Source organism: Nonomuraea sp. NPDC048826, assembly GCF_043198225.1.
Taxonomy (GTDB): domain Bacteria; phylum Actinomycetota; class Actinomycetes; order Streptosporangiales; family Streptosporangiaceae; genus Nonomuraea.
This window is the reverse complement of record NZ_JBICUQ010000002.1, coordinates 1,044,121-1,069,116: the sequence shown is the minus strand read 5'-3', so window position 1 is coordinate 1,069,116 and position 24,996 is coordinate 1,044,121. Positions and strand designations below refer to the sequence as shown.

Sequence of the window (24,996 nt, the reverse complement as noted above, 5' to 3'; positions counted from 1 at the left end):
GGCCGAGAACGTCGACGGCGTCGTCGCCGTCCATGACAACCTCAGCTGGAAGCACGACGACATCGCCGACCTGCCCATCTGGGGCGGCGCGTGACGCCGAACCGGCCCCCGGCCCGGCGGGCCGCGCGGAAGGTGCCCATCGGCGCGCCGATCAGGACTTTCGCCCGGCAGACTGCCGCCCGCCGCAGTGATGCGCTGGGAGCATGAGCACCCATTCCGTACGGGTCGGGGCCCGGCTCGAGGAGCCGCTGAACCGGGGCCTGTGGATCGTCAAATGGCTGCTGGCGATCCCCCATTACGTCGCGCTCGGCTTCCTGTGGATCGCCTTCGGCGTCCTCACCGTCATCGCGTTCTTCTCGATCCTGTTTACCGGCCGCTACCCGCGCCCGCTGTTCGACTTCAACTTGGGCGTGCTGCGCTGGACCTGGCGGGTGGCGTACTACTCCTACGGCGCCCTCGGGACCGACCGCTACCCGCCGTTCACCCTCGGGCCGGCGGCGGACTACCCGGCCACGCTGGAGATCGACTACCCCGAACGGCTCTCGCGCGGCCTGGTCCTGGTCAAATGGTGGCTGCTGGCCATCCCGCACTACCTCGTCGTGGGCCTGTTCACCAGCGGCAGCGTCATCTCCTGGCGCGGCGACCTGCCGGATGGCGGCGGCGTCCTCTACACGCTCGACTGGGGCGGCCTCATCAGGCTGCTGGTCCTCATCGCCGCTGTGAGCCTGCTGTTCACCGGCCGCTACCCGCGCGGCGTGCACGATCTCGTCGTGGGCATGAACCGGTGGGCGCTGCGGGTGGCCGCGTACGCGACGCTGATGACCGACGCCTACCCTCCCTTCCGCCTGGAACAGGGCGGGCACGAGCCGCCCCGGTTGAAGGACCCGCCCGCCGCCCGCGGCCCGGTCCGGTACGGCGCCGCCTCCGTCGTGGCGCTCGCCACGGGAGCCCTGCTCGCCCTCGGCGGGATCGCCGCCGCGACCGCCGGCGCCGGGGCGGCGCTGCTCGGCACGGCCCGCGACGCCGCCGGGTTCGTCGGCACCGGCGCGCAGCGGGTGACCACCGCCACCTACGCCCTCACCGGCGAGGAGATGGCCGTCTCCGGGCAGGGCGTGCCGTTCCTGCGGGAGAGCGTGGGTCGCGTCCGCATCGAGGCGTCCAGCAGCCCCACCCCGGTCTTCCTCGGCATCGCCCGCCAGGACGACATCGACGCCTACCTCGGCGGGGTCGCCCACGAGCGGGTCACCCACCTTGCCTTCCCGCCGCGGGCCGCCGGCCGCGACTTCGTTCCCGGCACGGCCCTGCAGGCCCCACCCACGGCGCGGACCTTCTGGGCGGCCTCCGGCACCGGGACGCTGACCTGGGAGGTCCAGCCCGGCGCGTGGGCCGTCGTCGTCATGAACGCGGACGGCACGCCGGGCGTGACCGCCAATCTCCGACTGTCCGCCACGCTCCCCGGGCTGGGAGCGGCGACCGCCACGCTCCTCGCCGCCGCGGCCGTCCTGCTCGCCGGAGGTGGCGCGCTCATCCTGCTCGGCGTCCGCCTGGCGGACGAAGGCGAAGGACGTCACCCGGGCGGGACCTTTGCCCCTGCTCCTGCCCACCCCCAGCCGAAAGCCTGAAGGGACGACGAGGACCAGTGCTCCCCGCGCACGCGGGGATGGTCCCAGCCATGACCAGCCTGACCAGCATCATGGCCAGTGCTCCCCGCGCACGCGGGGATGGTCCCGCGAGAGCGGAATCTATGTCCCGGCGCAGTTCAAGCTCGCCCAGGTCCTTCAAGATGAACCGAACCCACCAGATTAGGCGTCTCGGACGAACTCGTAGGTGAGGAGGGCCAGGCTGTCACCGATGGTCTTGGTGTCTACGAGACGCATGGGCTTCCTGCCGCTGGCCTCGCCGAAGAGGCGCTCGCGTGCCCCGAGTACGACCGGGAATACGACCAGCCGCACTTCATCGATGAGGTCGTGTTCGATCAGCGTGCGCAAGCCGATAGCTGGCAGGGACGACGATTTCCGTGTCCAGTTCCTGCTTCAGCTTCGAGACCTGGGTCACCACCACGCCGCTGAGAACCGTCGAGTTGCTCCAGTCCGGTTCTTTGAGCGTCGAGGACACCACGTATTTGGGCATGCTGTTCAACCTGTCGGCAAGTTCGCCGGTGCGAGGCCGCCACCGCGCCCCGAAGAACTCGTAGCTTCGCCGGCCCAGCAGCCAGGCCTCGGCCCGTAGCGCCTCCTGGAGCGCGACCTTGTTCCACTCCTCGAGATTCTTGCCCCCGAACTGGGCGAACCAGCCGCCCCGCTCGAAACCCTCCACACCGTCGGGGTCCTGAACCACCCCGTCGAGCGAGACGTTCTGCGGGCCACTGAGCACGATCTTGCCCATGGCAATCCTCCTTCGCGTCGGCGCCGTTCGCCGGTCACCCTCACCCATACAGCCGCCGATGCGGCGGAGAACTGGGCGCCCGCCGACCGCCCAGTTCACGCCTCGGCCGACGCCTGAACAGGGTGGAAGTGCGGCAACCTGTGGGAAGAAGGGACGGTGCGAGCGGTGGCAGTCGATCTGATCGCGCGGGCGCGGGCCGGTGACGGTGAGGCGTTCGGGGAGCTGACCGAGCCGCACCTTCGAGAGCTGCTGGTGCACTGCTATCGGATGCTCGTCCTTCGAGGGTGCCGAGGACGCTCTGCAGAACACCTTGCTGACCGCCTGGCAAAGCCTCGGCGGGTTCGAGGGACGGGCCTCGCTGCGCACCTGGCTGTACCGGATCGCCACCAACCGGTGTCTGGACGCCCACCGCGCGGCTGGCCGGCATCCGGCCAGGAAGTGGGACGTGCCCGAAGTCGAACCGCCCGAGCCGACCCACCTCGGCGAGGTCGTCTGCTTGCAGCCGTTCCCGGACGGCGCGATCCAGGTGCCGCTCAGCCCCGAAGCCCGCTACGAGCAGAGCGAAGCCATCTCCCTGGCCTTCATCACCGCCCTGCAGGCTCTGCCACCCCGCCAGCTCGCCGTCCTGGTCTTGCGCGACGTCATGGGATTCCACGCCCGCGAGGTGGCCGACATGCTGGACTCCACCGTCGCATCGGTCAACAGCGCCCTCAAACGAGCGCGCACCGGCCTGCGGCGCCGCCAACCGACGACCGCTGACCAGCGGTTGCTTCCGCCTGCTGTCGGCTCACCCGCCGAGGATGCTCTCGTGGCCATGTTCGTCCGCGCATGGGAATCCGCCGATCTCGACGCGCTGGTGGCCTTGCTGACCGACGACATCTTGGTGTCGATGCCGCCCATGCCCTTCGAATACGAGGGCCGGGACGTTGTGGCCCGCTTCTGCGCCCGCCTGTTCGGCGCCGACCACCGGTTCGACCTCGTCCCGGCGCGAGCCAACAGCCAGCCGGCATTCGGGGCCTACCTGCGTGCCTCCAAGGGCGTCAGCCACGGGGTCGGCCTCTACGTCCTCACAGTCGCCGGCGATCGGATCTGCGCCATCACCCGATTCGACAACAGCGTGTTCCCGTGGTTCGGGCTGCCCCGATCACTCCCCAGCCGACAGCCGTGACCATCAACGTGGAAAGGGGACCGCTCTCAGGTAAGGCTCCACGTCCCAGCCTCGATCAACCAAGATCCCCAAGTGCGCCTGGAGTACTTTTTGGGCGCGAACCCGCTCGGCGGCAGGCTGGTCGAGGATGGTGCGCATCAGAATGGCCACCGACCGCTGCGCCGGCTCGGGCACGGGTGGAAGCAGATTGCGCAGGCAGTGGGACGGCAGCGCTGCTGGCACGCGCCCTGGCAGACCGGCGCCAATCGCTTCCAGCAGGCCACGGTGTGCGTCAGATGCCAGGTCAAGGGCCACATCAGAGCGACGCCATGATGTGCCCCCTACGTTCCGCAGTAGCGGGTGAGCCATACCCTGGCCGAGAATCAGCCTTCAGCGTTTGCGGGCCACACCGCCCAGCACCCGCACCCGCCCCGGGGTGAAGTCATCGGCGAGGCCGTCCGGTTGCCAGCGCTGCACATCCACCATGCCTGGCGGAAGCAGGTCCCAGTCCGGCTGGTCGAAGAAGAGGGCGATCTCCTCCACCGTCCGGTACGTGATCGGGTTGCTGAGATTGTTGGCGTTGGTCGCCATCAGGATCTTGTACAGCTCAGGATCGATGTCGGTCCTGCTGACGTGGGAGAAGAGCAGGTAACTGCCCGCCGGCGCCGCCTCCATCAGCCGATACACCACCCCGTACGGATCGTCGGCGTCGGGCACGAAGTGCAGCACCGAGCACAACACCACCGCCCACGGCTGCGAGGGATCGAGATGCCGCACGGTCTCCGGGTGACGGAGGATGCCGTGCGGGTCGCGGACGTCGGCCTGGATGTAGCGGGTCCGGTCATCGCCGATGATCAACGCCTGGGCCTGCGGCAGGACACTCGGATCGTTGTCGACGTAGACGGTCCGCGCGGACGGGGTGACCGACTGGGCGATCTCGTGCACGTTCTCCTGGGTGGGCAGACCGGAGCCGATGTCCAGGAACTGGCTGACGCCCTGGCCGGCGAGGAAGCGGACGGCGCGGATGAGGAACTGCCGGTTGGCCGTCGCGATGGTCTTGATCTCCGGCGCATAAGCCAGTCCGCGTTCGGCGGCGTCCCTGTCGATCTGGTAATTGGTGGTGCCGCCCAGGAAATAGTCGTACATCCGGGCGGGAGACGGAGAGGACATCTCTTCTTCGGGCTGTTGCGTGCGCACGCCACTCCTCGAGTCACAGGGTGAGTTTCTCTGACATCGGGCCCATCAAGATCATAGAGAGATCTCGTACGGATTAGCCAGAAGAAGATCGATTACATCGAATTAATCGATCCCACACGCTGACCAGGAGTTCGCGACCGAGCGGCGCCCTGGTCCCAACCTCGCCGCGACCGGGCCCACACCGGCCCTTCCTACCTTGCGGCGGGTGAGCATCGAGGTAACGAGCAGCAGCCCGTCCCCCGCCGCCGACGAGCCCAAGCCTCCGGTACGAGAGCGGCCGAACCCGATCGGCCGTCCCTTGAGCCAGGCCCGCCCCGGCCTCCGCCCCACCCGGGGCGGGCCTGCCAGACGCGGCAGCCACCGTGCGCGCCATCGCCGCGGGTTGCTGCTCACCGCCTCCTGCGCGGCGATGGCGGTGGTCATGGCGGACGCGGGGGTGACCACGCTGGTGGTCAGCGAGCTGGCGGCCGATCCGATGACCGATCAAGTACCGGCATCACAGCTCACCTGGGTCAACGTCGTCAACTTCGCGGCCGTCGCGGCGCTGCTGGTGCCCGCGGGCCGCTGGGCCGATGCGCTCGGCCGGCGCGGCGTGCTCGCGGTCGGTGTCGCGCTGTTCGGTCTGGGCGCGGTCGCGGTCGCCTGGACAGGCAGCTGGCCGGTGCTGCTGGGTGGCCGGCTCCTGCAGGGGATCGGCGCGGCGATGATGTTGCCCACCTCGCTCGCGCTGCTGCTGGGCGGGCTGCCTCCCGCCCGCCGCCGCGGCGCGCTGGCGATCTGGAGCGGCTGCTCCGGGCTGGGCATCGCGGTGGCGCAGGCCGGTGGCGGCATGCTGGTCGCCGCCCACGGGTGGCGGGCCATCTACCTGTGCAGCGCTGGGCTGGCGACCGCTCTCCTGCTGGTCGTCCCGCTGCTGCCCAAGGATCGGACCCGGACGGCCCGGCCCGGGATGGCGGACACGCTCGTACCCGCTGCCGGCATCGCGGCGGCGGTGCTGGCCCTCTGGTTCGGCGGCCAGTGGAGCTGGACTTCCCCACAAACCGTGGGCTGTGTGGCGGTGACCATGGCGGCGGCCGTCAAGCTGACGTTCTCGCTTCGCCGTGCCGGAGCTGGGCGGCGGCCGGGGGCTGCCGTCAGCGCGATCGCATCCGGGCTGTTCGGGGCGGTGCAGTACACGGTCCTGGTGATGATGCCGCTCTACCTGCAGCAGATCCACGGGTTGCGGGTCGCGGAGGCGGGCTGGTGGCTGATCCCGATCTCGCTGGCGGTCCTCGTCGCCGCTCCGCTGGCCGGACGGCTGGGGCGGCGGCGGGGCACTCCTGCGGTGATCTACACGGGGGCGATCGCGGTAGGAGCCGGGTGCACGCTGTTGCTGGGCGTCGGTGAGCTGTCGGCCTGGATGGTGCTCGCGCTGGCGGTCATCGGCGCCGGGATCGGCGCGCTGGCCACGGGGACGTTCACGGCAGGCACCTTGGCGGCCGAGCCGCAGGAGTTCGCCACGGCGGCCGGCGCGGTGACCGCTGCTCGCATGGTCGGCGGGGCGCTGGGGGTCGCCGGCTCGTCCGTCTTGCTGGAGCGGCACGTGCTGTCCGGCCCGCACGACGGTTTCACCGCGGTGCTCGTCGCTGTCATCGCTGTGGCCTCGCTCCTGGCGGTCGCGGCCGTCTTCACTGCGCTGCGCGCCGCCCGGGGAGCTCATGCCCGCGCGGCCAATGGGCGCGTCTCAGCCGAGCAGGAGGTGCAGGAGCTGCACCGGCTGCTGGCCGAACTGCGCGCCGCCCTGGTCCAGGTGCGCAGCGAAGCCGACTACGAGCTGTCCCGGCTGACCTCCGGTGTCCGTCCCGCGTACTCGCTGTCCCTTCACCCTTAAGGGGAAACCACATGACCTCTCCCGGTGACCTGCTGACCATCCCTCTCCCTCGCCGCTCCGCGGACTCGACTGCCGCAGCCAGGCCGCAGGAGGTGACGACCGCGCACATCCCCGTGCTGAACGTGGCGTCCGCCGACCGCCTGTGCCGGCTGCACCACGTGCGCGGCGTCTGCGAGAACGCCATCGCCGCCATCGACGCGGCGCTGAACCGCGGGGGCCATACGTGACGGCCACGGAGCCCGTCGCCGGGATCGCCGGCCGCGTCGCGCTGGTGACCGGCGCAGGTCAGGGCATCGGCGCGGCGATCTGTGCCAGGCTCGCCGCCGCCGGCGCGCGGGTCGCCGCGTTCGACCTGCACCACGGCGAGCCGCAATCGCTGCCGCGCGTGGTCGCCTTCCATTGTGATGTACGAGATCCGCAGACGGTTGAGGCCGCGACCAGGTCGGTCCAGCGTGAGCTCGGCCCGGTGGACATCGCCGTCAACGTCGCCGGTGTCCTGCGGCACGGTCCGCTAACTCGCCTGAGCGAGCACGACCTGCGCGAGCTGTTCGAGGTCAACACCTTCGGCGTGATCCGGGTCTGCCGGGCGGTGGCCGGGCCGATGGAGCGACGCCGCAAGGGCGCGATCGTCAACGTCGCCTCCAACGCCGGCCACGTCCCACGCGTCGGCCTGGCCGCCTACGGCGCTTCCAAGGCCGCCGTCATCGCCTTCACCCGTCACCTGGCGTTGGAGCTGGCACCTGCCGGAGTGCGCTGCAACAGCGTCTCACCCGGCTCGACCGACACGGCCATGTTGGCCGCGCTCACCAGCGCCGACCAGGCCATCGCGGGCGATGCCGGCAGGTTCCGGCTGGGCATCCCGCTGGGCCGGGTCGCCCAACCGGCCGACGTCGCCGAGGCCGTGCTGTGGCTGGCGTCCGAGCAGGCTCGCCACGTCACCATGCAGGACCTCGTCGTCGACGGCGGCGCCAGCTTGACCGGGTGACACCCCATCCCTCCCCTGCGAAAGGCCCTTTCACCATGCCCGTTTCCACGCCGCCGCTGATCCCGATGCGCGCCCCGACGCCGGGCGACGTCCCCGTACCACTGCCTGTGGAGTACAAGCCTTCCACCGTCTTGATCGGCACTCCTGACTACAGCCTGCTGGCCGACGGCGGGGAGGGGGCGTCGTTGACCGCGCCGCTGAAGGCGCTGCCGAACCAGGTCGCTTCCGCCCTGCACCGGCCCGGCATGGTCGCCGCGGGCCTGATCGCCTTCGACGCCGAACGGTCCCGCCTGGTGCTGTCCAGCACGCCGCTCTGGCGCGATCCGCTGCTCGCCCCGTACTGCTTCGACTGCCGTCACCCGTCCTGGACGCTGACCGGCGATCCCGGGCCCGCCGCTTACCTGGCGGCGGTGGAACAGGCACGGACGATGATCGCCACCGGGCCGCTGGAGAAGGTGGTGCTGGCTCGCAGCCTGCTGCTGGAGGCGGACCAGCCGCTGGTGGTTCAGGAACTGCTGGCTCATCTTCCCGGCCCGAACGCCCGGTACGTGTACGCCGCACCCGCCGGCGAGGATGCCACGCTGATCGGCGCCAGCCCCGAGCTGCTCGTCTCCCGCCACGGCCGGATGGTGGCCACCACCCCGATGGCGGGCTCGGCCCGGCGCAGTTTCGACCCGGCCGTCGATCAGGCCCGTGCGCTGGCCCTGCAGAGCTCCGGCAAGGATCTGCATGAGCACCGGCTGGTGGTCGACGCGGTCGCGCGGGCGCTGGCGCCGTTCTGCGAGCACCTGTACGTCCCGGCCCGGCCGCAGGTCACCGCGACCGCCACCATGTGGCACCTGAGCACCCCGGTCACCGGCCGGCTACGTGATCCGGGTGCGTGCAGCCTGACCTTGGCGGCCGCCCTGCATCCCACCCCGGCGGTGTGCGGCAGCCCCGAGAGCGTGGCCCGCCAGGTCATTGAGGAGCTGGAACCCGTGGACCGCGGCTTCTACTCCGGGCTGGTGGGCTGGCAGGACGCGGCCGGCGACGGCGAGTGGGCACTGGCGCTGCGCTGCGGCGTCGTGTCGGGAACGACGCTGCGGCTGTTTGCGGGGGCGGGCATCGTGGCCGGCTCCGAACCGGAAGCCGAGCTGGCCGAGACCGGCGCGAAGTTCTCCACTCTCCTGCGGGCGCTGCGCGTCCGCACCGACCCGTGACCTCTCCGCGCGCCCGCGCGGATCGGACGAGAGGAGCCGCCGTGGCCATCCCCGCCATAGCGCCCTACATGCTGCCCGCTCTGCCCGACAACCGTCTCAGTTGGACGATCGACCCGGATCGCGCGCTGCTGCTCATCCACGACATGCAGCACTACTTCCTGCGGCCCTACCAGATGGACGCCTCGCCGATCGCCGACGTCCTGTCCAACCTGCTGGCCGTCCGCCAGCGCTGCGCCGAGTCGAAAGTCCCGGTCGTCTTCACCGCCCAGCCGGGCTCCCAGTCCCCGGACGACCGCGGCCTGCTGGCTGATGTCTGGGGTCCCGGGCTGACCGATGCGCGGGAGGACACCGACATCTGCGCGCCGCTGGCTCCCGCGCCGGACGAGATCCTGCTTCCCAAGCATCGCTACAGCGCTCTGACGCGCAGCCCGCTGGCCGCCCTGATGCGTGACTCCGGCCGGGACCAGCTGCTGATCGGCGGCGTCTATACCCACATCGGCATCCAGGCCACCGCGGTCGACGCCTTCAGCCAGGACATCAAGCCCTTCGTCCTCGGTGACGCGACCGCCGCCTTCAGCGCCGAGGACCATCGGGCGGCGCTGGCCTACATGGCCCGGCACTGTGCCCGCGTCGAGGCCACCGGCGAGGTGATCCGCGCCTTGGGCCGTCCCACCTCTACCTCTTGATCCGGAAGGCGATCTTTCATGCTCTTTCCTCCTGAACAGCGGCCCGGCCACCCGAGCGCTCAGGCGGCGGCAGTTCCGGTCGCCGAGGCGGCCGGGCTGGCGCTGGCCGCGCTCGGTGTCCGCACCGTCTTCGCCGTAGCGAGCGACGAATGCCTTCTCACTCCGGCACTGACCGCGTGTGGCCTGGACGTGATCGACGTCTGTCGGCCGGGGGCGGCGACGATCATGGCGGAGGCTCACACCGGCACCGGCGGCGAGCCCGCCGTGCTGGCTGTTCCGCTCGGCTCGGCCTTGGTCAGCGCGATCCCGGGGCTTGCGCATGCGGCGCGCAGCCGTACCCCGTTGCTCGTGCTCGCGGCCGAAGCCTCGGACGGGCTCGGCGTGGCCAGACAGGCGGCGCTGCTGACCGCCGCCGGAGCGCTCATCGAACCGGTCGCCGACCCCGCCGAGACGGTATCCGTCATCGCCTGGGCTCTGCACACGACACGAATCCAGCGCCGCCCGCTGGTGCTGACGTTCGGGCGGCAGGTCCTGGAGGCATCTTGTCCGCGACCGCCGGACGATCTGCTCGCTTCCGTCGGCGACCTGAACACTCCCGAACCGCCGCCGCCCGACGCCGGGACGATCAGCTCCCTGGCTGGGCTGCTCACCACCGCGAGCCGGCTGGTGTTCGTCGCCGGACGCGGAGCCCGGGATGCCGGGCGGGAGCTGAAGGAGCTGGCCGAGCGGACCGGGGCGCTGCTCGCGACGTCCGCCTCGGCGCATGGTCTGTTCGCCGACGACGGCTGGGATCTGGGTGTCGTCGGCGACTGGTCGGCGCCGGCGGTCGCGGAGCTGGTCCGCGATGCCGACGTCCTGATCGGCTGGGGGTGTTCGATGCGCGAGTGGAGGACCCGCCGCGGCGACCTCGTCGGGCCGGGCGCTCGCGTGGTCCAGGTCGGTCTCGACCCGGTCGTCGGCGCCGGAGTCGATGTGGGCGTGGCGGGCGATGCCGCGGCCACGGCCCGCGCCCTGCTGCGTCAACTGACCGGGACCCGTACGGGGTACCGCACCGACGAGGTGCGCCGCCGCCTCGCCGACCTGGGCGACGGGCGCGACGCCGGCTATCAGCCGGTCCACGTCGAGGGCCGTATCGATCCCTGGACTCTGGCGTACCTGCTGGACGCGGTGCTGCCGCAGGAGCGGACGCTCGTGGTCGACCGCGGCGACTTCCTGCGTTATCCGATCAGTTTGATGCGGGTTCCGGATGCTTGCGGGTTCTGGTGCTCCCAGCTGATCGAGGAGCCGGGGCTCGCGCCGGCGGCCGGGATCGGTGCGGCGCTGGCGCGGCCGGAGCGGCTGGCCGTGGCGGTGCTCAGCGACCGCGGCGTGCTGCGAGCGGCTGCGGATCTGGAGACGGCCGTCCGGCTGGGGCTGCCCCTGCTCATCGTCGTCTACAACACCGGCGACGATCGCCTTTCCGGCTCGGTCGACCTGGCGGCGGTCGCCGCTGGTTACGGGTGCGCGGCGTCCGTCGTACGTCAGGGCCGGGATCTCAAGGCGGTCGGCGACTGGCTGGCCGGTCCGCGCGACGGGCCCTTGCTGATCGACGCGAGGATCGCGTCCGTGCGGTCCGGCAGCGTCCCTGAGGAGGCGTGATGCCGGCCATCCACGTGCTGCATCAGCTCGGGACGCGTTTTCCGAGCCGGCTGGAGCGGATCGAGCTCTCCTCCGGGGATCAGCCGGCGCGGCTCTTGACGGGCGGGTGGTGGCAGACGCCCGTCGAAGGAGCTCCGCCTGCCCTGCGCAGAGCCGTGATGCGGGCCGCCCGCCGCCAGGAGCGGCTGTTCGCCTACCTGGGGAACGCGGACATGCCGATGGAAGATGTCCTGTGCGAGCGGGATGCGCGTCCCGGCCACGAGACCGTCACCGCCTACGGCGGGCTGCGCCTACCGGGCGTCGCCCATCACGTCCTCATCGGCGGCGGCCCGCCCCGCGACGGTAGCGTGGCCGATCTGCACGAGATCACCTTCGTCTCGGGCGGATGCCACTTCAGCGCCCGCACCGCCCGGGTGATCACGGAGAGCGGGCGCAGTCTTCCGGTCACCGGGCTGCGGCGCGGCCGGGTCGGCGAACAGATCGTGCGGCTACGGCTGGACCACGAGCTGACCGTCTCCGAGGTCGACACCGCGGCCCGGCTGCCCGCCATGGGCGCTGGTGTGCTGTCACGCATCCCGCCCGGCGTGCCGGTCCGGGTGCTGCTGGACGTGCCGCGTGCCGCGACCGCGCTGATCCTGCTGGAGGCCGCCCAGCGCGGGGAGCTGTCCCCTCGGCTGCTGCTGCAGTGGTGCGAGGCGGTCGACGCCCGCCATCCGGCCCTGGTCCGGCTGCACGCCGAGCACTGGCGAGCCGGTCTCGGGCTCGGGGCGCGGCCGATGCGGGTGGAGGTCTCTGCCGAGCTCGACGTCGTCGGCGCCTACCTGCGGCATGTCCTGTCGTGCGGCCGGGTCCCGACGACGGACGAACTGGTCGACGTCGTCACCGCCCGAGACCGGTTCTGGCGCGCGCTCGTGCGGATCGCGCCTCCTGCCACGCCGGTCGACCTGGCCGAGCTGAGTTACCTCGCCGCCCAACTGCGCGCCGCCGCGTCCACCGCGGACGCTCCCCGGCTGGCGATCGCGGTGGAGAACGTCCACGAAATGAAGATCCAGCGGCGATCCGGCCTCCTGGCGCGCTCCTTGCGGACCGAACTGCCCGGCACCCGGTTCCCGCTTGTCGGGGTCTATCCGCTGAGCCGGATCTGGGTGCGGGGGACGGACGGCGCGATCCGGCTCAACCTGCACACTCACGACCCCGGCCGGTGGGCGGTCGACGAGCACGGGAACACGATCGACCTGATCCGGCTCGCCGACCATCTGTACGCGGGCGAGGCCCGTCCGCTGATGAGCCACCGATGAATCGCGGCCACATCTCAGGAGAGCCGATGTGGCACTCGCTGTCGAACGACGCCCGGCAGGCCATCGAGGACCTGCGCGGCCGCCACGGCGACCGGCTGTATGACTACCTGCGGACCATGCTGGATGCTGGCGAGGCCGAGCGCGCTCTTGCCGGAACGCTGATGTCGGCCGGTGTCCACGTGGACCGCGTGCTCGACGACGAGCACCTGCGCGCCTGGCTGTACGGACTTGCCCGGGCGCACCGTACCTTGGCCGCCTCCCGCAGCGGACCGCGGCCCTATCTGTTCCCGGACCTGGAAAGCCCGGTGAACGAGGCGATGGCGGGACTCTCACCGGCTCATCGCGAGGTGCTCGACCTGGCCGTGCGGCACGGGCTCTCCCCTGTCGAGATCGCCCTGATCTTCGACGCCGGGGCGGTGCAGGTCGAGGCGCTGGTGGACGAGGCCCGCGAGCACCTCGCGACGGCCGCCTGTTCGGCGGGCGAGCTGCCGATCCTCCCGGCGCCGGACACCCTGGCCGACTCGCTGTCCACGGCCGAACCTCTCGGCGAGGAGCCGGCGTTGTGGCGCGCGGACGGCTTCCCGGCCCAGCCGTCCCCCTTGCCCGACGCCCGGCGCACGCCCAGCGTCCGGTTCCCGGGCACGGCGAAGAGCCTGCCGTTCCGAGCCTGGGAGCAGGCGGAGGAGTTCTGGCAGCGGCGCCCCGACGAATCCGATCCCGAAGCCCGGCTCTCCCTGCGCCCTATGGTCCCAGCGTTGCGAGTCCTTTCGTTGATCGTCGCGGTGGTCACAGGTGTGGTGCTCATCGGCATGGCCTGGTCGGGACTGCAGCCGGCCGCCCGCCGAGCCCACATCACCCCGCCCACGGCGCAGACCATCACCTTGATCGCCACGGTTCCTCCCTCCGGACCGGCCGTGGAAGAACCTCCCGAGCCTGTCACCACCCCGGCTCCGACCGGCCGCGCCACCGCCGAACCGACCCGGGAGCGGGCCATGGCCAAGAAGCCTTCCGGCCCACCGACCGCCACCGGCCGTGCCACCTCCGGCGTCACGATCCGCCGGCTTCCCGAGCCCGCCGCGCCCTCCGCCCGGCTCTCCCCCGCCGGTATCAGCCTCGGACAGCTCCGCACGGGCTCGTTCACCCTCAAGATCTCCCCTGGCCGAGGCCGTGTGATCGCCGCCTCGGCCAGTGACGAGATCATCGTCGAAGGCACCCGCTTCACCGTGGCCGCCCCGCTGAGCAGGCCCGGCTGCTCACCGTCCAACGGGGCGGGGACGATCACGCTCACCTGGCGCGCCACCCACACCGGCGACGGGCGGACCTCGTCAGGCACCACCACCGCGAGCGGCACCGCCACCCTCCGCGTGAGCTGGACCGTCGCGGCCGACAAGGGCACCTGGATGCCTACCGGCAGCTACGTCAACGACGGCCAAGGCCACTGGTCGAACTGCCCCAACGGCTGACCCCCTTTCTGGAGCGAGCATGCAGATGACACCGTTCTTCTCCGGCATCACCCGGCGAGAGGCGCAGTTCACCGCGGTCGGCGTCGGCCTGGCCCTGGTGGCGTGCATGCCGCTGCTGGCCAGGGCCGACCCCGGCATGATTCCCGGCAACGACCCGGCGGACCCCGGGGCCGAGCAGGCATTGGACGTCCAGCGCGGCGACTCCTGCGAGGACCAGCTGCCCGCCGACACGCCTGCCCACGTGGTGTGCCGCTGGCTGACTCCGCCGCAGGACGCCGCCGAGGTCGCCGCGTTCTGGAGCGCCGACGACGGCGCCAACCTGGAGGCCGCCGAACCGCTGTCGCCCACCGCCTCCAGCACCGCCCGCCCCAGCCGGTCGGCCACGTCTTCTACGACACCTCGCGCAAGCGTGTCTTCCGCTGCCACGCTGGTCACCACCGCGATCGAGTCCGCGCGGTCGGCCAGGCTACGCATCTGGGTGGAAAGCGACCTGGCCGACGACTACCTCGCCGGCGCCGTACAGTTCCGCCGCGCTCTGGACGCTCTCGCCGAGGCCGCCCGTCAGCCTGGGGTGATCGGCATCAAGTTCGCCGACAACCTGGCCTACAGCGGCTTCACCAGCTCGGACGACGTCGAGGCTTTCCTCAGGCGAGCCACAGCTGCCCTGCGCGAGGCCGCGCCGGACAGGCGGCTCGCCATCGGCGTGGTGGTGCCTGAACTCGGCTGCGGCGCGGAGGCCACGTGCGTCTCGGCCATGCGCGCCAAGGCGCCGCTGGTCACCAAGAAGCTCGTCGAGCGTTATCTGCGGGTCGCCGCGGTCGAGCAGGTGTACGTCTCCAACGGGTTGTTCGCCTCCGCCTACCGCCGGTACCAGCTGACCGACCCGAGGACGGGCAATCAGCGCCCCATCACTCCTGCGGTCGCCACCCGGGCCCAATGGCTGAGCATCAAGGCCCTCGGCTGGGACACACTGGCCCAGCTCGGTTCGCGGGAGTACGGTCTGGCCCACAGCGGTCCCACCGCACCGTGGAACGACGCCCAGGCCACCGCCCAGCTCGACGCCCGCATCGGCACCGTGATCGGGCTGGGCGTGCCCACGGTGACGTTGTGGGGGCACCGCGCCGTCGACGGCGGCCGCACCTACCGGCTGCTCGACGCCGACCTGGCGAACAACCCGGTCTGGTCGCACCTGATCCGCCAGAAGCTGCGCGAACGGCTGTCAGCGGTGTTCGACCCGCGCTCGACCGAGGTGGGTATTCGCCAGGACATCGCCGCTCTCGGCAAGGCGGTCGGCGAGATCTTCATCGTCGTGTGATTCAGATCGAAAGAACGCCTCATGCCATCCGATTCTCGCGACGTGCCCGACGGCCTCTATGACGGTTATGAGGGACCTGCGGCGTTCACCGACGTCGGCGAGGGCTATCCCGTCGAGCTGGGACCGGCCATGCAGCGGTCGTCCGTCGAGGGCGTACATGCGGACGCACCTGCCACGCCGATCAACGCGGGCCGCGTGCGCCCTCTACCGCTTCCACCGGTCCCGGACGACGAGGACGAGTTCGAACCGGCCCGCACCGACTGGCGCAAGCTCATGCCCCTGGCCCTCACCTTGGCCGCCGCCATCGGCCTCGGCACCTGGCTGGCCTTCGTCCCGATAGGACAGCCAGGTGCCGAACCCGACGAGCCTCCCTCGTACGTGCACCACACCCCGTCGGACCGCCCACCAGCGGCGACCCGCGAGCCCAGTCCGACCCGTGCCTCCGCATGGCCCCGCCGGACCACCTCCGCCGAACCTCGCCCATCCCGCACGCCCTCGTCCCGCAGGCCCACCAGGCGGGCATCCAGCACCCCCACCATGACCGTCACCAGGACGGCACGCCCTGCGGCTTCCCGTACTCGTCCACCCCGTGACGGCGGTCCGGAAGAACCGCCGGGCACGCCTGCTCCGGGCTGCTTGATCTGGGCCGCATGTCATGACGAACCTCCCCGAGGACACCGATGACAACGGGGGCGAGCGGCGGCTGGCCAGACCTCCCGCACCCGGGCCTGCTCGCCGCCGTGGCCGCCGTCCTGCTGGCTGCCTCGGTGGCTGCCGTGGCCGTCCATCGCCTGCGCAACCCCCGCCGCCGTCAAGGCCTGGCGCTGTGGTGGCGGCTGCGGTTGCGGATGTATCCGGGCGCGGGCTTCGCCCGCCGTCTGGAGCTCTACCTGCACTACGGGCTTCCCGCCGCCCGCAAGGTCGCCCGCCACGCGCGCCCGTCGGTGCGGGGCTGGTGGCGGCGGCGGTTGCTCGCGCACAGCGAGATCGCCCTGTTCCTCGGCTGGGCACAGGGGTGGATCTTCCGCATGCGCGCCTACGCCACCTTCGAGGACGGCCTGCTGTGCCTGGCTCCGCAGAAGGAAGGCAAGACCGCCCATCTGGCCGGCCGCATCCTGGACGCCCCGGGCGCGGTGATCGTCACCAGCATCCGCGACGACATCGTCGCCCTGACCGCCGGTCTGCGCGGCCGGCGGCGGCGCGTCCACTTGTTCAACCCTGACCGGTTCGGCACCTGGGCCTCCACCGTCCGCTGGTCACCGGTGGACGGCTGCCACGATCAGGCCACCGCCATCCGGCGGGCCGCGCACATGGTCGCGGCGGCGGAGACCGGCGACGTGTCCGACGAGGGATTCTGGACCAACCAGGCCGCGATGGTGCTGGCCTCGCTCATGCACGCCGCCGCCCTCGAACAACTGACGATGGAACAGGTCTACGCCTGGGCGCTGGACGAGGACCCCACTCCGTTGAAGATCCTCACCCGCCCCCGGCCGGGGCTCGACACCGACCGCGCCGCCGCCCTGGTGCGCCGCTATCACACCCTGCACGTCCGTACGCGCGACAGCATCTTCCTCACCCTCCGGCAGGTGCTGCGCTGCATGGACGACCCGGCCATCGCCCACATGATCTGCCCACCGCCTGGGGAGGGGCTCGACCTGGACGAGTTGCTACGGCGCCGGGAAACCCTCTATCTGATCGCCGGTGACGACGTGACCCCGGCCGTCCCGGTGCTGTTCACCACGCTGGTCGCCGAACTCCACCATCACGCCCGCGAACTCGCCTCCCGCCGTCCCGGCCGCCGGATGGACCCGCCCGTGCTGTTCGTCCTGGACGAGGCGCCCGAGGTGTGCCCGATCCCGCGGCTGCCGGGCTGGCTGGCCACCGCCGCCGGCTCCGGACTGGTCTTCATCGTCGCCGGCCAGTCCCAGGCGCAGTTTCGCCAGCGGTGGGGGCTGGAGGGGGCTCGGACCATCTGGAACAACGCCAAGGCCAAGATGCTGTTCGGCGCCACCTCCGATCCCGAGGACCTGAAGACCATGTCGGAGTTGTGCGGCGAGATCGCGCTGCCGTACTGGGAGACCTCGGTGGACGGCTCCGGCCGGCGGCTGCGTACCCGCCGCTGGGAGAACGTCCCGGTGCTGCCGCCCGAGCAGGCCCGCCGGCTGCCAACCTGGCGGGCTCTCGTTCTGCGCCGCAACGCCACGCCCACCATCGTCCGCATCGAGCGGATCTGGAAACGCGCCGACTACAAGCGGTGGCGCAAGACCGGCGAGGTGCCGTTGCCGCCCCTGGAGTCACCGCAGGCCGCCTCGAGGTCGTCCCTCAGCCCGCCCGACCTGCCCGGGACCGTCCGCCGAAGGCCCCGTCTGGCCAGACCGTGGCACATCCGCCGCCCTGAGGCGGACGACCGGTGAGCGATAGCCGCCAGCAGGGTGGAGACGACGACCGGCCGGAGATCATCACCGGCCTGGCCGCCGAGCTGGAAGAACTCGCCCGTACCGTCGCTCAGCTGAACGCCTCTTCCAGCGGGCCCAAGCCCTCCTCCAAGGCCAACGTTCCCGAGCGGAGCCCGCGCCCGTGGTGCTGGCCTCGGATGCCGCACGAGGAGAAGGCCGAGCGGCTGGCCGAGCTGGCCGACTGGGTCCGCGACGTGCTGTTCGCCTGGCCTGAGGCCTCCCGGGCCGTCCTGAGCTGCTGGCCACGTCACTGGGACGTCATCGAAGAGCTGTCCATGCTGTACTGCGCCTGGCGCACCGCCTACACCTGGGACAGCGCCACCTCCAGCGACGCCGCTTACTACCTGGATCGGCTCCGGCCTAGCACCGTCGAACGCCTGCAGGTACGGATGCGGCCCTGCAGCCAGCACCACCAGCCGGACGGGCCACCGCGCGAGGACACCGACCTGGTCGACCGCACCATCACCGAGCTGAACCTGCTGTAGAAACCGAAGCGCGAGAAATGTCGGTCGTCATCCGTACCGTGAGGGCCCCTGCCGGCGACGCCGAGGAGGATTGTCGATGCCAGACTCGTACGGATCCGCCGGCGCGTCCGCCCGCGCCCACTACCACGCCCTCCACGCCACAGGCCGCACTAGCAGGCTGCTGGTCCTCCTGACCGTCGCACTCGTCGTCGGCGCGCTGGTGGCGTTGCTGAGCACCCTCTGGCTGGGGCTGATCGCCGCCGCTCTCACCTGCCTGACCATCCTGGTCCGGCGGAGACGTACGCACACGCCAGCGGCGGCCTGGCGCAAGGGTGCGGCCGGAGAACGCGCCACCGCCCGCCGCCTGCGCACCCTGGAGCTGGCCGGTTACACCGTGCTGCACGACCTGGCGATACCGCGCAGCAACGCCAACATCGACCACCTGGTCATCGGCTCGACCGGCGTGTTCGTCATCGACTCCAAGAAATGGCACCGCCGCACCACCCTGCGAGCCGCCTCCGGCACGCTGTGGATCGGCCGTCAACCGATCGACAAGGTGGTCCGGCCGGTGCTCTTCGAGGCCCGGCGAGCCGGCGAGGTTCTCAGCCAGGCGACGGGCCGACGCGTCGATGTCACGTCGATCATCGCAGTGCACGGCTCCCGCCTGCCCCGCTTCCGCGTCATCACGGCTCGCGGAGCCACCCTGCTACGAGCGGCCCGCCTTATCGGCTTCATCACTCGCCGCCCTCATCGCCACGACGTAGCCGAAGTCTCCGCACTGACCACGGCCGCAACCGCATACCTGCCGCCCTACGCTCAGGCGCCAGACCTACCGAACCCCCGGGGATCCCCTAGCTGACCAGAGCACAGCGCCATCTCGATGTTGGACACCCACCCTGAGGGCCATCCCCGCGTGCGCGGGGAGCACACGCGTCCGGCGCTGAGCCCCGCGAGGTAGCGGGGACCATCCGCGTGCGCGGAGAGCATTCATCCCCACCGAAGCCGGGCGAGCCCCACGCGGGACCATCCCCGCCTGCGCGGGGAGCACCGACGGCCAGCTCCATCTGCAGGCCGTCCGCGGGACCATCCCCACGCGCGCGGGGAGCACATCTGTCAACGACGGCCGAATTCTGGATCAGGCACACTTTCCGTGATCGAACCTGCTGAGTAGATCACAGTTCGGGCGTTCCGGCCGGTAGCCGTGCCTCTGATCACGAGCATCTGCAGCGTGTTGATCAAAGAGTTGGTTGCTGTCCTGTTCCCTCATCTGGTCGGTGTGTGCGTGGAGCAGGTGTTCCGGTCGGGAACCACGGTGCGGATTCGGGCCAGAAGCGGAACCGTGGAGGCCGCCTGCCCTGCCTGTGGAACGCCGTCGCAGCAGGTGCACAGCCACTATGAACGACGGCTGTCCGATACGGCAGTCGGAGGCCAGGAGGTGCTCCTCCACCTGCGGGTTCACCGATTCTTCTGCCGCACGTCCACGTGTGCGAAGGCGACATTTGCCGAGCAGGTCCCGGGGCTGACCGTCCGGTATGGCCGCCGCAGTATCCGGGCGGCGAGGGCGTTACAGGCCATCGCGCTGGCTCTGGGTGGCCGCGCCGGAGCCCGGCTCGCAAGCCGGTTGGCGGCCTCGGTCAGCCGGATGACGCTGATCAGGCTGATCCGCGTCCTGCCGGACCCGGCTGTGGAATCCGGTCCACGGGTGCTCGGCGTGGACGACTTCGCCCTGCGGCGAGGCCACTCCTACGGCACCATCCTCATCGACATCTCCACCAGCACCGTGGTGGACGTGCTCGCTGACCGGACGGCCGACACCCTCGCCGCATGGCTCCGCGCGCATCCCGGAGTCGAGGTCGTCTGCCGCGACCGAGCCGGCGCCTATGCCGAGGGCATCGCCCGGGGCGCGCCGCACGCGACCCAAGTCGCGGACAGATGGCACCTCTGGCGAAACCTCGGCGAGGCCGTCGAGCGTACCGTCACCCGCCACCGCGACCATCTCCAAGCCCTGGCCGCCGCACCACCTGGCATGCGCACCGACGCCTCGCCACCTGCGGCTCCGTCCGTCCCGCCCTGCTCGCCCGCCGACCGTCAGGACCGCATCGCCGCCCGAACCCGTGAACGGCACGCCGCCGTTCACGCCCTGCTCGAGCAAGGCCAAGGGCTGCGGGAGATCGCCCGCCTGCTGTCCCTGGGCCGCAACACCGTCCGGCGCTTCGCCCGCGCCGCCAGCCCCGAAGACCTGCTCGTTCACAACGGCACCGGCCGACGGCCCAAGAACCTGGAAGTTCACGATTCCTACCTGCGCAAACGCTGGGCCGAGGGATGCACCAACGCCGAACTCCTCCACCAGGAGCTGCAGGCCCTTGGCTACCGCGGCAGCGGCACCACCGTCCGCCAGTACGTCCGCCCCTGGCGTGACGAAAGGCCTCCCGCACCGGCATCAACGCGACCACCCACGGTCCGCAGGCCACCGGCTGGTTCCTTCGCAACCCCGCCCACCTCGACCCCGACGAACACCGCCAACTCCAGATGCTCACCGCCACCTGCCCCCAACTGGCGGTGCTTCAGCTGCGCGTGCGCCAGTTCGCTGAGATGATGACGCATCGCCACGGCCAGAACCTGGAGACCTGGATGAACGCTGTCCTAGGCGACGACTTACCTGAGCTGCACTCCTTCGTTGCCGGGCTACGCCGCGACCAAGACGCCGTCGCTGCCGAGCTCACTCTGCCCTACAGCTCCGGGCCCGTGGAAGGGCACGTAACTTGTAAAATGCTCAAGCGGCAGATGTACGGCCGCGCCAACCTCGATCTCCTGCGCAAACGCATCCTGCTGACCGACCGACTGACCTGGGTCCGATCACGAAATGTGTGTCTGATCCAGTATTCACGCGTCGTCGACACACATCGACTCCAGCGCGGCCGACCTGCGCGAGTCGGGACCATCCCCGCGTGCGCGGAGAGCACTCCTGCAGCAGCGCCATCACCGTTCCGGTGCCGGGACCATCCCCGCGTGCGCGGGGAGCACCGACCTGCGGCGACGCTTACCTGTTCGGTCTGGGGACCATCCCCGCGTGCGTGGGGAGCACGGTGTGGACGTAGTGGGTGCCGTGCGCGGCCAGGGACCATCCCCGCGTGCGCGGGGAGCACTAGGACCAACGCCGTTCAGTTAAGGGCGCGGGCTGTTTGTCAAAGCGGGTGAACGAAGCAGCGGAGCCGCTGTAGAAGAGGTCTGTCACTCCAAGACATCCTCACCACAGGAGCTCCGCTGTTGGAACAGGTTGCCATAGAACGAGCGGCCGGGGTAGCCGCGGGGGTGTTCGCGCCGGGACACCTGGGCGAACTAACCCGGATCATCCCGTTCGAGATGGTCGATGAGGTACTGGCGGAGACGCGTGCGCGCGAGCGCAGGGTCCGTCTGGTGCCGGCGCGGGTCACGGTCTATCTGCTGCTGGCCGCGGCATTGTTCACCGACCTGGGTTATCTGCAGGTGTTCGACCGGTTGTGCGCCGGGCTGGCGCATCTGGCACCGATTCGGCCCAGCGGCAGCGCTCTGCGCCAGGCCCGCCAGCGGCTGGGACCAGCCCCGATGAAAGCACTCTTCGATCTGATCAGCGGCCCTGCGGTGACGGCCGCTGCCGCTGGATGGTGGCGGGGACTGCGGGTGGTAGCGGTTGACGGCACCCTGTTGCCGGTCCCGGACTGCCCGGCCAACCTTGCGGCCTTCACCCGGCACCGGCTCGGCAACGGGATCTCGGGTTACCCGCAACTGCGTCTGGCCGCGCTGGTGGCGTGCGGCACCCGGACGGTGATCGGAGCCGTCTTCGGACCCGCCACGACCGGTGAGCTGGACTACGCCCGACGCCTGGCGGACAAGCTGCGGACCGGGATGCTGCTGCTGGGCGACCGGAACTTCGCCGCCACCGAATTGCTCAACCATCTGGCCGCCACCGGCGCCGACCTGCTGGTGCGCTGCAAATCCGGCCGGAAATTGCCCGTGGCCCGCTGCCGGGACGGCTCGGCACTGGCCCGGCTCGGCGCGCTGACCGTCCGCGTCATCAACGCCGAGATCACCATCCGCACCGCCGCAGGCAGCAGGACCGGCCACTGCCGGCTGCTGACCACCCTCACGGACACCTCCCGCTACCCGGCGGCCGACCTCGTGCGGCTCTACCACGAGCGCTGGGAGATCGAGACCACCTACGCAGAGCTGAAGTCCACCCTCCTGGGCGGACACATCCTACGAGCACGTACCCCCGACGGCATCGAGCAGGAGGTCTGGGCCCTGCTGACCGCCTACCAGGTCCTGCGGACCGCGATGACCGACGCCACAGACAGCATCCCGGGCCTCGACCCCGACCGGGCCTGCTTCACCACCGCTCTGGCCGCCGCCCGCGACCAGCTCGTCCTGGCCACCGGCGTCATCACCGACACCGACACCGACATCGACCTGATCGGCGCCATCGGCCAACACGTTCTGGCCCACCTCCTGCCCGCCCGCCGAGTCCGCACCAAAGACCGCATCGTCAAACGCGCGATCTCCAAATACAACGCCCGCGGACCCACCATCGACCGGACCACCTACAAAGCCACCATCAGCATGAGCATGCTCCCCGCCAGCCCTTGACGCCGCTACCCCAGCCCTAACTGAACGGCGTTGGCACTAGGACGCAGGAGGCTTCGCCGCTGCGCTCCAGGGACCATCCCCGCGTGCGCAGGGAGCACCGGGTCTCGTCGAAGGCTCTCTTCAGGTTCTGGGGACCATCCCCGCGTGCGCGGGGAGCACTACACCTCGACCGGGTCGCCCGCCTCGTAGTCGGGACCATCCCCGCGTGCGCGGGGAGCACGGCGAACGCCGCGGCGTCGGGATGCCCCGCCGGGGACCATCCCCGCGTGCGCGGGGAGCACCCGGACACGCCGGCCATCAGGCCGAGACCGATGGGACCATCCCCGCGTGCGCGGGGAGCACGACTCGGCGTGCGACGCCGTACGGGCGAACAGGGGACCATCCCCGCGTGCGCGGGGAGCACAGCGCGGGCACGCTGGCGTTCGAGTGCCACCGGGGACCATCCCCGCGTGCGCGGGGAGCACTGCGGGGTGACGAGCAGGGTGCCGTCGGACGTGGGACCATCCCCGCGTGCGCGGGGAGCACTGCACCACGGTGGGGGCGTCGGCGCGCTCGAAGGGACCATCCCCGCGTGCGCGGGGAGCACCGACGTGCGGCCGTAGGGCATGGGGATGATCCGGGACCATCCCCGCGTGCGCGGGGAGCACCAACGCCTTCAACGGGTCGGCCACCAGCTGGTCGGACCATCCCCGCGTGCGCGGGGAGCACGGTTCCTGCGTGACCGGCGCGAACACGACAACGGGACCATCCCCGCGTGCGCGGGGAGCACCTGGGCAGCGGCACGGCGGTGGTTGAGGGGACGGGACCATCCCCGCGTGCGCGGGGAGCACCCTCGACGACCTGCGGGTTTACCGCGCGATCATGCTGATTTCGAGCACTTGCAAGAAGATGGACATTTCAGACAGAAGCATACGAATAGACATTCTCACGACAGTCGACAGATAGCCTCTTGATACAACGTTGAGTCAGCGTTGTCCGTATCGGCGCCGCTTGGCCGCCTTGCTCCAGTTACGAGGCGGAGCATTCGCGGCACCCGGACCCGGGTCTTTCGGCCGACGGAGCAGGATGAGGCCCTCGTGGTCGATCGGATGCCACTTATGATCGTGGGTTTCGAACGTGAACCCCTGCTCGTTGTCGGTGGTGTACGCGAGCAAGGCTCGTCCCGTATCCGCGTAATTCTGAACTTCGAGCCATAAGGCTTCCCGGATCCTGGCTGATGGCCCGCCGATGAAGACGCCCGGCGAAATCTCCATCAGCCAGCGGGTGAGGAAGCCACGCAACCCCGAGGGACAGCGGGTCAGCACGATCACGGTCACCAGGGAACCTCGATGTCGTCCTGATCCGCGTAGTTACGGCCTGACTCGACTTCTCCGTCGTCGCTCTGCAGCGTGACGACGTCGATGTCGTCGGGATCATCCGGAGCGCTCTCCGAAAGGACCAGGTGCTTGATGTCGTTAACGCACCGCTTGAGCAGGCCGCTCTTGTTGACGTGGTCACGGACGGCCCTGCGCGTACGAGAGCCGATGTCGTCGATGCTCTCGGCGGCGACGTCGAAGCCGATCGGGATGGCGATCTCGGTCTTGTAGAGGTCGGCGATGTCCAGGACGAAGGCGAGTTCGTGCCCGGAGTGGATGAAGCCCAAGCCGGGAGCGCAGCCCAGGGCCGTGACCGTGGTCTGTGCGATGCCGTACATGCATTGGGCGGCCGCGGTCACCGCCTGGTTGGCGGGATCGCCGGCGTTGAACTCGCCGGGAATGTAGATCCTGCCGTTCCAGGGCACTCCAGTGCGCTCGGATTCTCGCCGGTAGCACTCCTTGACCCTGCGCCCCTCCCTGCCGAGGAGTTCGTGACGGGTCAGTCCGTCGGGGTTCTCGCCGGGGAAGCGCATGCGGTACATCTCACGGGCCACCTCCAGCCGGGTGCGGCGGTTGGCCCATTTGGCCGCCTGCGCTTCCACCAGAGAGGACGAGCGGTTGAGCGACCGCCCGCCCGAGTAGAAGCGCACGCCCCGTTCGCCCACCCAGACCACTCCGGCTCCGCAGTCACCCAGCAGGCTCATGGCCTGATGGGTGACTCGCGTGCCGGGGCCGAGCAGCAGGGTGCCGATCGTGGCGGCCGGGATGTGGGTCACGCCCTGAGCGTCCTCGGCGGTGAGGGCGTTGTCTTCCCGGTGCAGGACGCAGCGCTCCAGGTAGATGAAGGAGATGCGGTCGCCCATGCGGGTGAGTTCGCGCGGGGAGGACGCCCCCCGCTGCCCGACCGTGGCCATC

Annotated in this window: 21 protein-coding genes, 2 pseudogenes and 2 CRISPR repeat arrays; of the genes and pseudogenes, 17 read left to right on the top strand and 6 right to left on the bottom strand. The window is 70.7% G+C overall.

The genetic code is table 11. The annotated features are described in order from the left end of the window. Nucleotides 1-203 precede the first annotated feature (203 nt). Nucleotides 204-866: pseudogene (locus tag ACGFI7_RS10570) on the top strand (DUF4389 domain-containing protein); the annotation flags it as partial. 936 nt (nucleotides 867-1,802) lie between these two features. Here the strand turns inward: ACGFI7_RS10570 and ACGFI7_RS10565 are convergent. Next, nucleotides 1,803-1,988: a dihydrofolate reductase family protein gene (locus ACGFI7_RS10565; protein WP_393401852.1), complete on the bottom strand. Its 186-nt coding sequence runs from the start codon at nucleotides 1,986-1,988 to the stop codon at nucleotides 1,803-1,805. Beyond that, nucleotides 1,954-2,385, bottom strand: a complete 432-nt coding sequence (locus ACGFI7_RS10560) for a dihydrofolate reductase family protein (RefSeq protein ID WP_393401850.1) — start codon at nucleotides 2,383-2,385, stop codon at nucleotides 1,954-1,956. Before ACGFI7_RS10560 ends, ACGFI7_RS10565 begins: the two co-directional genes overlap by 35 nt. A gap of 310 nt (nucleotides 2,386-2,695) precedes the next feature. Between ACGFI7_RS10560 and ACGFI7_RS10555 the strand changes: the two genes are divergently transcribed. Beyond that, the gene (locus tag ACGFI7_RS10555) at nucleotides 2,696-3,553 is read left to right on the top strand and encodes an RNA polymerase subunit sigma-70 (protein WP_393401847.1); all 858 of its coding nucleotides are present in this window, start codon (nucleotides 2,696-2,698) and stop codon (nucleotides 3,551-3,553) included. Between the two features lie 3 nt (nucleotides 3,554-3,556). On the opposite strand, the gene ACGFI7_RS10550 is transcribed toward ACGFI7_RS10555, so the two are convergent. Both ACGFI7_RS10550 and ACGFI7_RS10545 read right to left on the bottom strand, forming a co-directional pair. Then, nucleotides 3,557-3,901 (bottom strand): transposase, encoded by a 345-nt coding sequence (locus tag ACGFI7_RS10550; protein WP_393401844.1) that lies wholly within the window; start codon nucleotides 3,899-3,901, stop codon nucleotides 3,557-3,559. Nucleotides 3,902-3,922: 21 nt separating this feature from the next. Then, nucleotides 3,923-4,702, bottom strand: a complete 780-nt coding sequence (locus ACGFI7_RS10545) for an SAM-dependent methyltransferase (protein ID WP_393401842.1) — start codon at nucleotides 4,700-4,702, stop codon at nucleotides 3,923-3,925. Between the two features lie 232 nt (nucleotides 4,703-4,934). Between ACGFI7_RS10545 and ACGFI7_RS10540 the strand changes: the two genes are divergently transcribed. The 15 genes and pseudogenes from ACGFI7_RS10540 to ACGFI7_RS10470 all read left to right on the top strand — a co-directional run bounded on the left by ACGFI7_RS10540 (nucleotide 4,935) and on the right by ACGFI7_RS10470 (nucleotide 22,726). Further along, nucleotides 4,935-6,599 carry an MFS transporter gene (locus tag ACGFI7_RS10540; RefSeq protein WP_393401840.1) on the top strand — a complete coding sequence of 555 codons (1,665 nt, stop codon included), beginning with the start codon at nucleotides 4,935-4,937 and terminating at the stop codon, nucleotides 6,597-6,599. 11 nt (nucleotides 6,600-6,610) lie between these two features. After that, nucleotides 6,611-6,826, top strand: a complete 216-nt coding sequence (locus tag ACGFI7_RS10535; RefSeq protein WP_393401838.1) for a hypothetical protein — start codon at nucleotides 6,611-6,613, stop codon at nucleotides 6,824-6,826. Beyond that, a complete protein-coding gene (locus ACGFI7_RS10530) occupies nucleotides 6,823-7,584 on the top strand; it encodes an SDR family oxidoreductase (RefSeq protein ID WP_393401836.1) in 762 nt (253 codons plus the stop codon). Before ACGFI7_RS10535 ends, ACGFI7_RS10530 begins: the two co-directional genes overlap by 4 nt. A gap of 35 nt (nucleotides 7,585-7,619) precedes the next feature. Beyond that, a complete protein-coding gene (locus ACGFI7_RS10525) occupies nucleotides 7,620-8,783 on the top strand; it encodes an isochorismate synthase MenF (protein ID WP_393401834.1) in 1,164 nt (387 codons plus the stop codon). Between the two features lie 41 nt (nucleotides 8,784-8,824). Beyond that, nucleotides 8,825-9,469 carry an isochorismatase family protein gene (locus tag ACGFI7_RS10520; protein ID WP_393401832.1) on the top strand — a complete coding sequence of 215 codons (645 nt, stop codon included), beginning with the start codon at nucleotides 8,825-8,827 and terminating at the stop codon, nucleotides 9,467-9,469. Nucleotides 9,470-9,487: 18 nt separating this feature from the next. Next, nucleotides 9,488-11,107 carry a thiamine pyrophosphate-binding protein gene (locus ACGFI7_RS10515; RefSeq protein WP_393401830.1) on the top strand — a complete coding sequence of 540 codons (1,620 nt, stop codon included), beginning with the start codon at nucleotides 9,488-9,490 and terminating at the stop codon, nucleotides 11,105-11,107. Beyond that, nucleotides 11,107-12,405: a hypothetical protein gene (locus ACGFI7_RS10510; RefSeq protein WP_393401828.1), complete on the top strand. Its 1,299-nt coding sequence runs from the start codon at nucleotides 11,107-11,109 to the stop codon at nucleotides 12,403-12,405. The genes ACGFI7_RS10515 and ACGFI7_RS10510 overlap by 1 nt, the downstream gene beginning before the upstream one ends. A 26-nt stretch (nucleotides 12,406-12,431) precedes the next feature. Next, the gene (locus tag ACGFI7_RS10505) at nucleotides 12,432-13,868 is read left to right on the top strand and encodes a hypothetical protein (protein WP_393401826.1); all 1,437 of its coding nucleotides are present in this window, start codon (nucleotides 12,432-12,434) and stop codon (nucleotides 13,866-13,868) included. A gap of 19 nt (nucleotides 13,869-13,887) precedes the next feature. Continuing rightward, entirely contained in the window at nucleotides 13,888-15,183 is a 1,296-nt protein-coding gene (locus ACGFI7_RS10500) for a hypothetical protein (RefSeq protein WP_393401824.1), read from the top strand. 680 nt (nucleotides 15,184-15,863) lie between these two features. Then, complete coding sequence (locus ACGFI7_RS10495; protein WP_393401822.1) at nucleotides 15,864-17,597, top strand: type IV secretory system conjugative DNA transfer family protein; 1,734 nt, start codon at nucleotides 15,864-15,866, stop codon at nucleotides 17,595-17,597. After that, nucleotides 17,594-18,124: a hypothetical protein gene (locus ACGFI7_RS10490; protein ID WP_393401820.1), complete on the top strand. Its 531-nt coding sequence runs from the start codon at nucleotides 17,594-17,596 to the stop codon at nucleotides 18,122-18,124. Before ACGFI7_RS10495 ends, ACGFI7_RS10490 begins: the two co-directional genes overlap by 4 nt. A 76-nt stretch (nucleotides 18,125-18,200) precedes the next feature. Continuing rightward, on the top strand, nucleotides 18,201-18,962 hold the full coding sequence (locus ACGFI7_RS10485; RefSeq protein WP_393401817.1) for a nuclease-related domain-containing protein: 762 nt from the start codon (nucleotides 18,201-18,203) through the stop codon (nucleotides 18,960-18,962). Between the two features lie 369 nt (nucleotides 18,963-19,331). Beyond that, nucleotides 19,332-20,699, top strand: a complete 1,368-nt coding sequence (locus tag ACGFI7_RS10480; RefSeq protein WP_393401815.1) for an ISL3 family transposase — start codon at nucleotides 19,332-19,334, stop codon at nucleotides 20,697-20,699. Beyond that, nucleotides 20,633-20,869: pseudogene (locus ACGFI7_RS10475) on the top strand (ISL3 family transposase); the annotation flags it as partial. The gene ACGFI7_RS10480 and the pseudogene ACGFI7_RS10475, both read left to right, overlap by 67 nt. A 168-nt stretch (nucleotides 20,870-21,037) precedes the next feature. Further along, nucleotides 21,038-21,249: direct repeats of the CRISPR family, unit length 29 nt; unit sequence GGGACCATCCCCGCGTGCGCGGGGAGCAC. Between the two features lie 121 nt (nucleotides 21,250-21,370). Beyond that, nucleotides 21,371-22,726, top strand: a complete 1,356-nt coding sequence (locus tag ACGFI7_RS10470; protein WP_393401812.1) for an IS4 family transposase — start codon at nucleotides 21,371-21,373, stop codon at nucleotides 22,724-22,726. 69 nt (nucleotides 22,727-22,795) lie between these two features. Continuing rightward, nucleotides 22,796-23,556: a CRISPR direct-repeat array (repeat unit 29 nt; unit sequence GGGACCATCCCCGCGTGCGCGGGGAGCAC). Nucleotides 23,557-23,691: 135 nt separating this feature from the next. Here the strand turns inward: ACGFI7_RS10470 and cas2e are convergent. Together cas2e and cas1e are read right to left on the bottom strand one after the other, a co-directional pair. Continuing rightward, nucleotides 23,692-24,042, bottom strand: a complete 351-nt coding sequence (gene cas2e / locus ACGFI7_RS10465) for a type I-E CRISPR-associated endoribonuclease Cas2e (protein WP_393401809.1) — start codon at nucleotides 24,040-24,042, stop codon at nucleotides 23,692-23,694. Continuing rightward, a complete protein-coding gene (gene cas1e, locus ACGFI7_RS10460; protein ID WP_393401806.1) occupies nucleotides 24,039-24,995 on the bottom strand; it encodes a type I-E CRISPR-associated endonuclease Cas1e in 957 nt (318 codons plus the stop codon). The genes cas2e and cas1e overlap by 4 nt, the downstream gene beginning before the upstream one ends. Nucleotide 24,996 lies beyond the last annotated feature (1 nt).

What these genes read in the sequence shown, in the direction of transcription:
- ACGFI7_RS10500 (WP_393401824.1), top strand. Translation starts at nt 13,888, where the DNA reads ATGCAGATGACACCGTTCTTCTCCGGCATCACCCGGCGAGAGGCGCAG.
- ACGFI7_RS10510 (WP_393401828.1), top strand. Translation starts at nt 11,107, where the DNA reads ATGCCGGCCATCCACGTGCTGCATCAGCTCGGGACGCGTTTTCCGAGC.
- ACGFI7_RS10485 (WP_393401817.1), top strand. Translation starts at nt 18,201, where the DNA reads ATGCCAGACTCGTACGGATCCGCCGGCGCGTCCGCCCGCGCCCACTAC.
- ACGFI7_RS10515 (WP_393401830.1), top strand. Translation starts at nt 9,488, where the DNA reads ATGCTCTTTCCTCCTGAACAGCGGCCCGGCCACCCGAGCGCTCAGGCG.
- ACGFI7_RS10495 (WP_393401822.1), top strand. Translation starts at nt 15,864, where the DNA reads ATGACAACGGGGGCGAGCGGCGGCTGGCCAGACCTCCCGCACCCGGGC.
- ACGFI7_RS10535 (WP_393401838.1), top strand. Translation starts at nt 6,611, where the DNA reads ATGACCTCTCCCGGTGACCTGCTGACCATCCCTCTCCCTCGCCGCTCC.
- ACGFI7_RS10505 (WP_393401826.1), top strand. Translation starts at nt 12,432, where the DNA reads ATGTGGCACTCGCTGTCGAACGACGCCCGGCAGGCCATCGAGGACCTG.
- ACGFI7_RS10525 (WP_393401834.1), top strand. Translation starts at nt 7,620, where the DNA reads ATGCCCGTTTCCACGCCGCCGCTGATCCCGATGCGCGCCCCGACGCCG.
- ACGFI7_RS10550 (WP_393401844.1), bottom strand. Translation starts at nt 3,901, where the DNA reads ATGGCTCACCCGCTACTGCGGAACGTAGGGGGCACATCATGGCGTCGC.
- cas1e (WP_393401806.1), bottom strand. Translation starts at nt 24,995, where the DNA reads ATGGCCACGGTCGGGCAGCGGGGGGCGTCCTCCCCGCGCGAACTCACC.
- ACGFI7_RS10560 (WP_393401850.1), bottom strand. Translation starts at nt 2,385, where the DNA reads ATGGGCAAGATCGTGCTCAGTGGCCCGCAGAACGTCTCGCTCGACGGG.
- ACGFI7_RS10545 (WP_393401842.1), bottom strand. Translation starts at nt 4,702, where the DNA reads ATGTCCTCTCCGTCTCCCGCCCGGATGTACGACTATTTCCTGGGCGGC.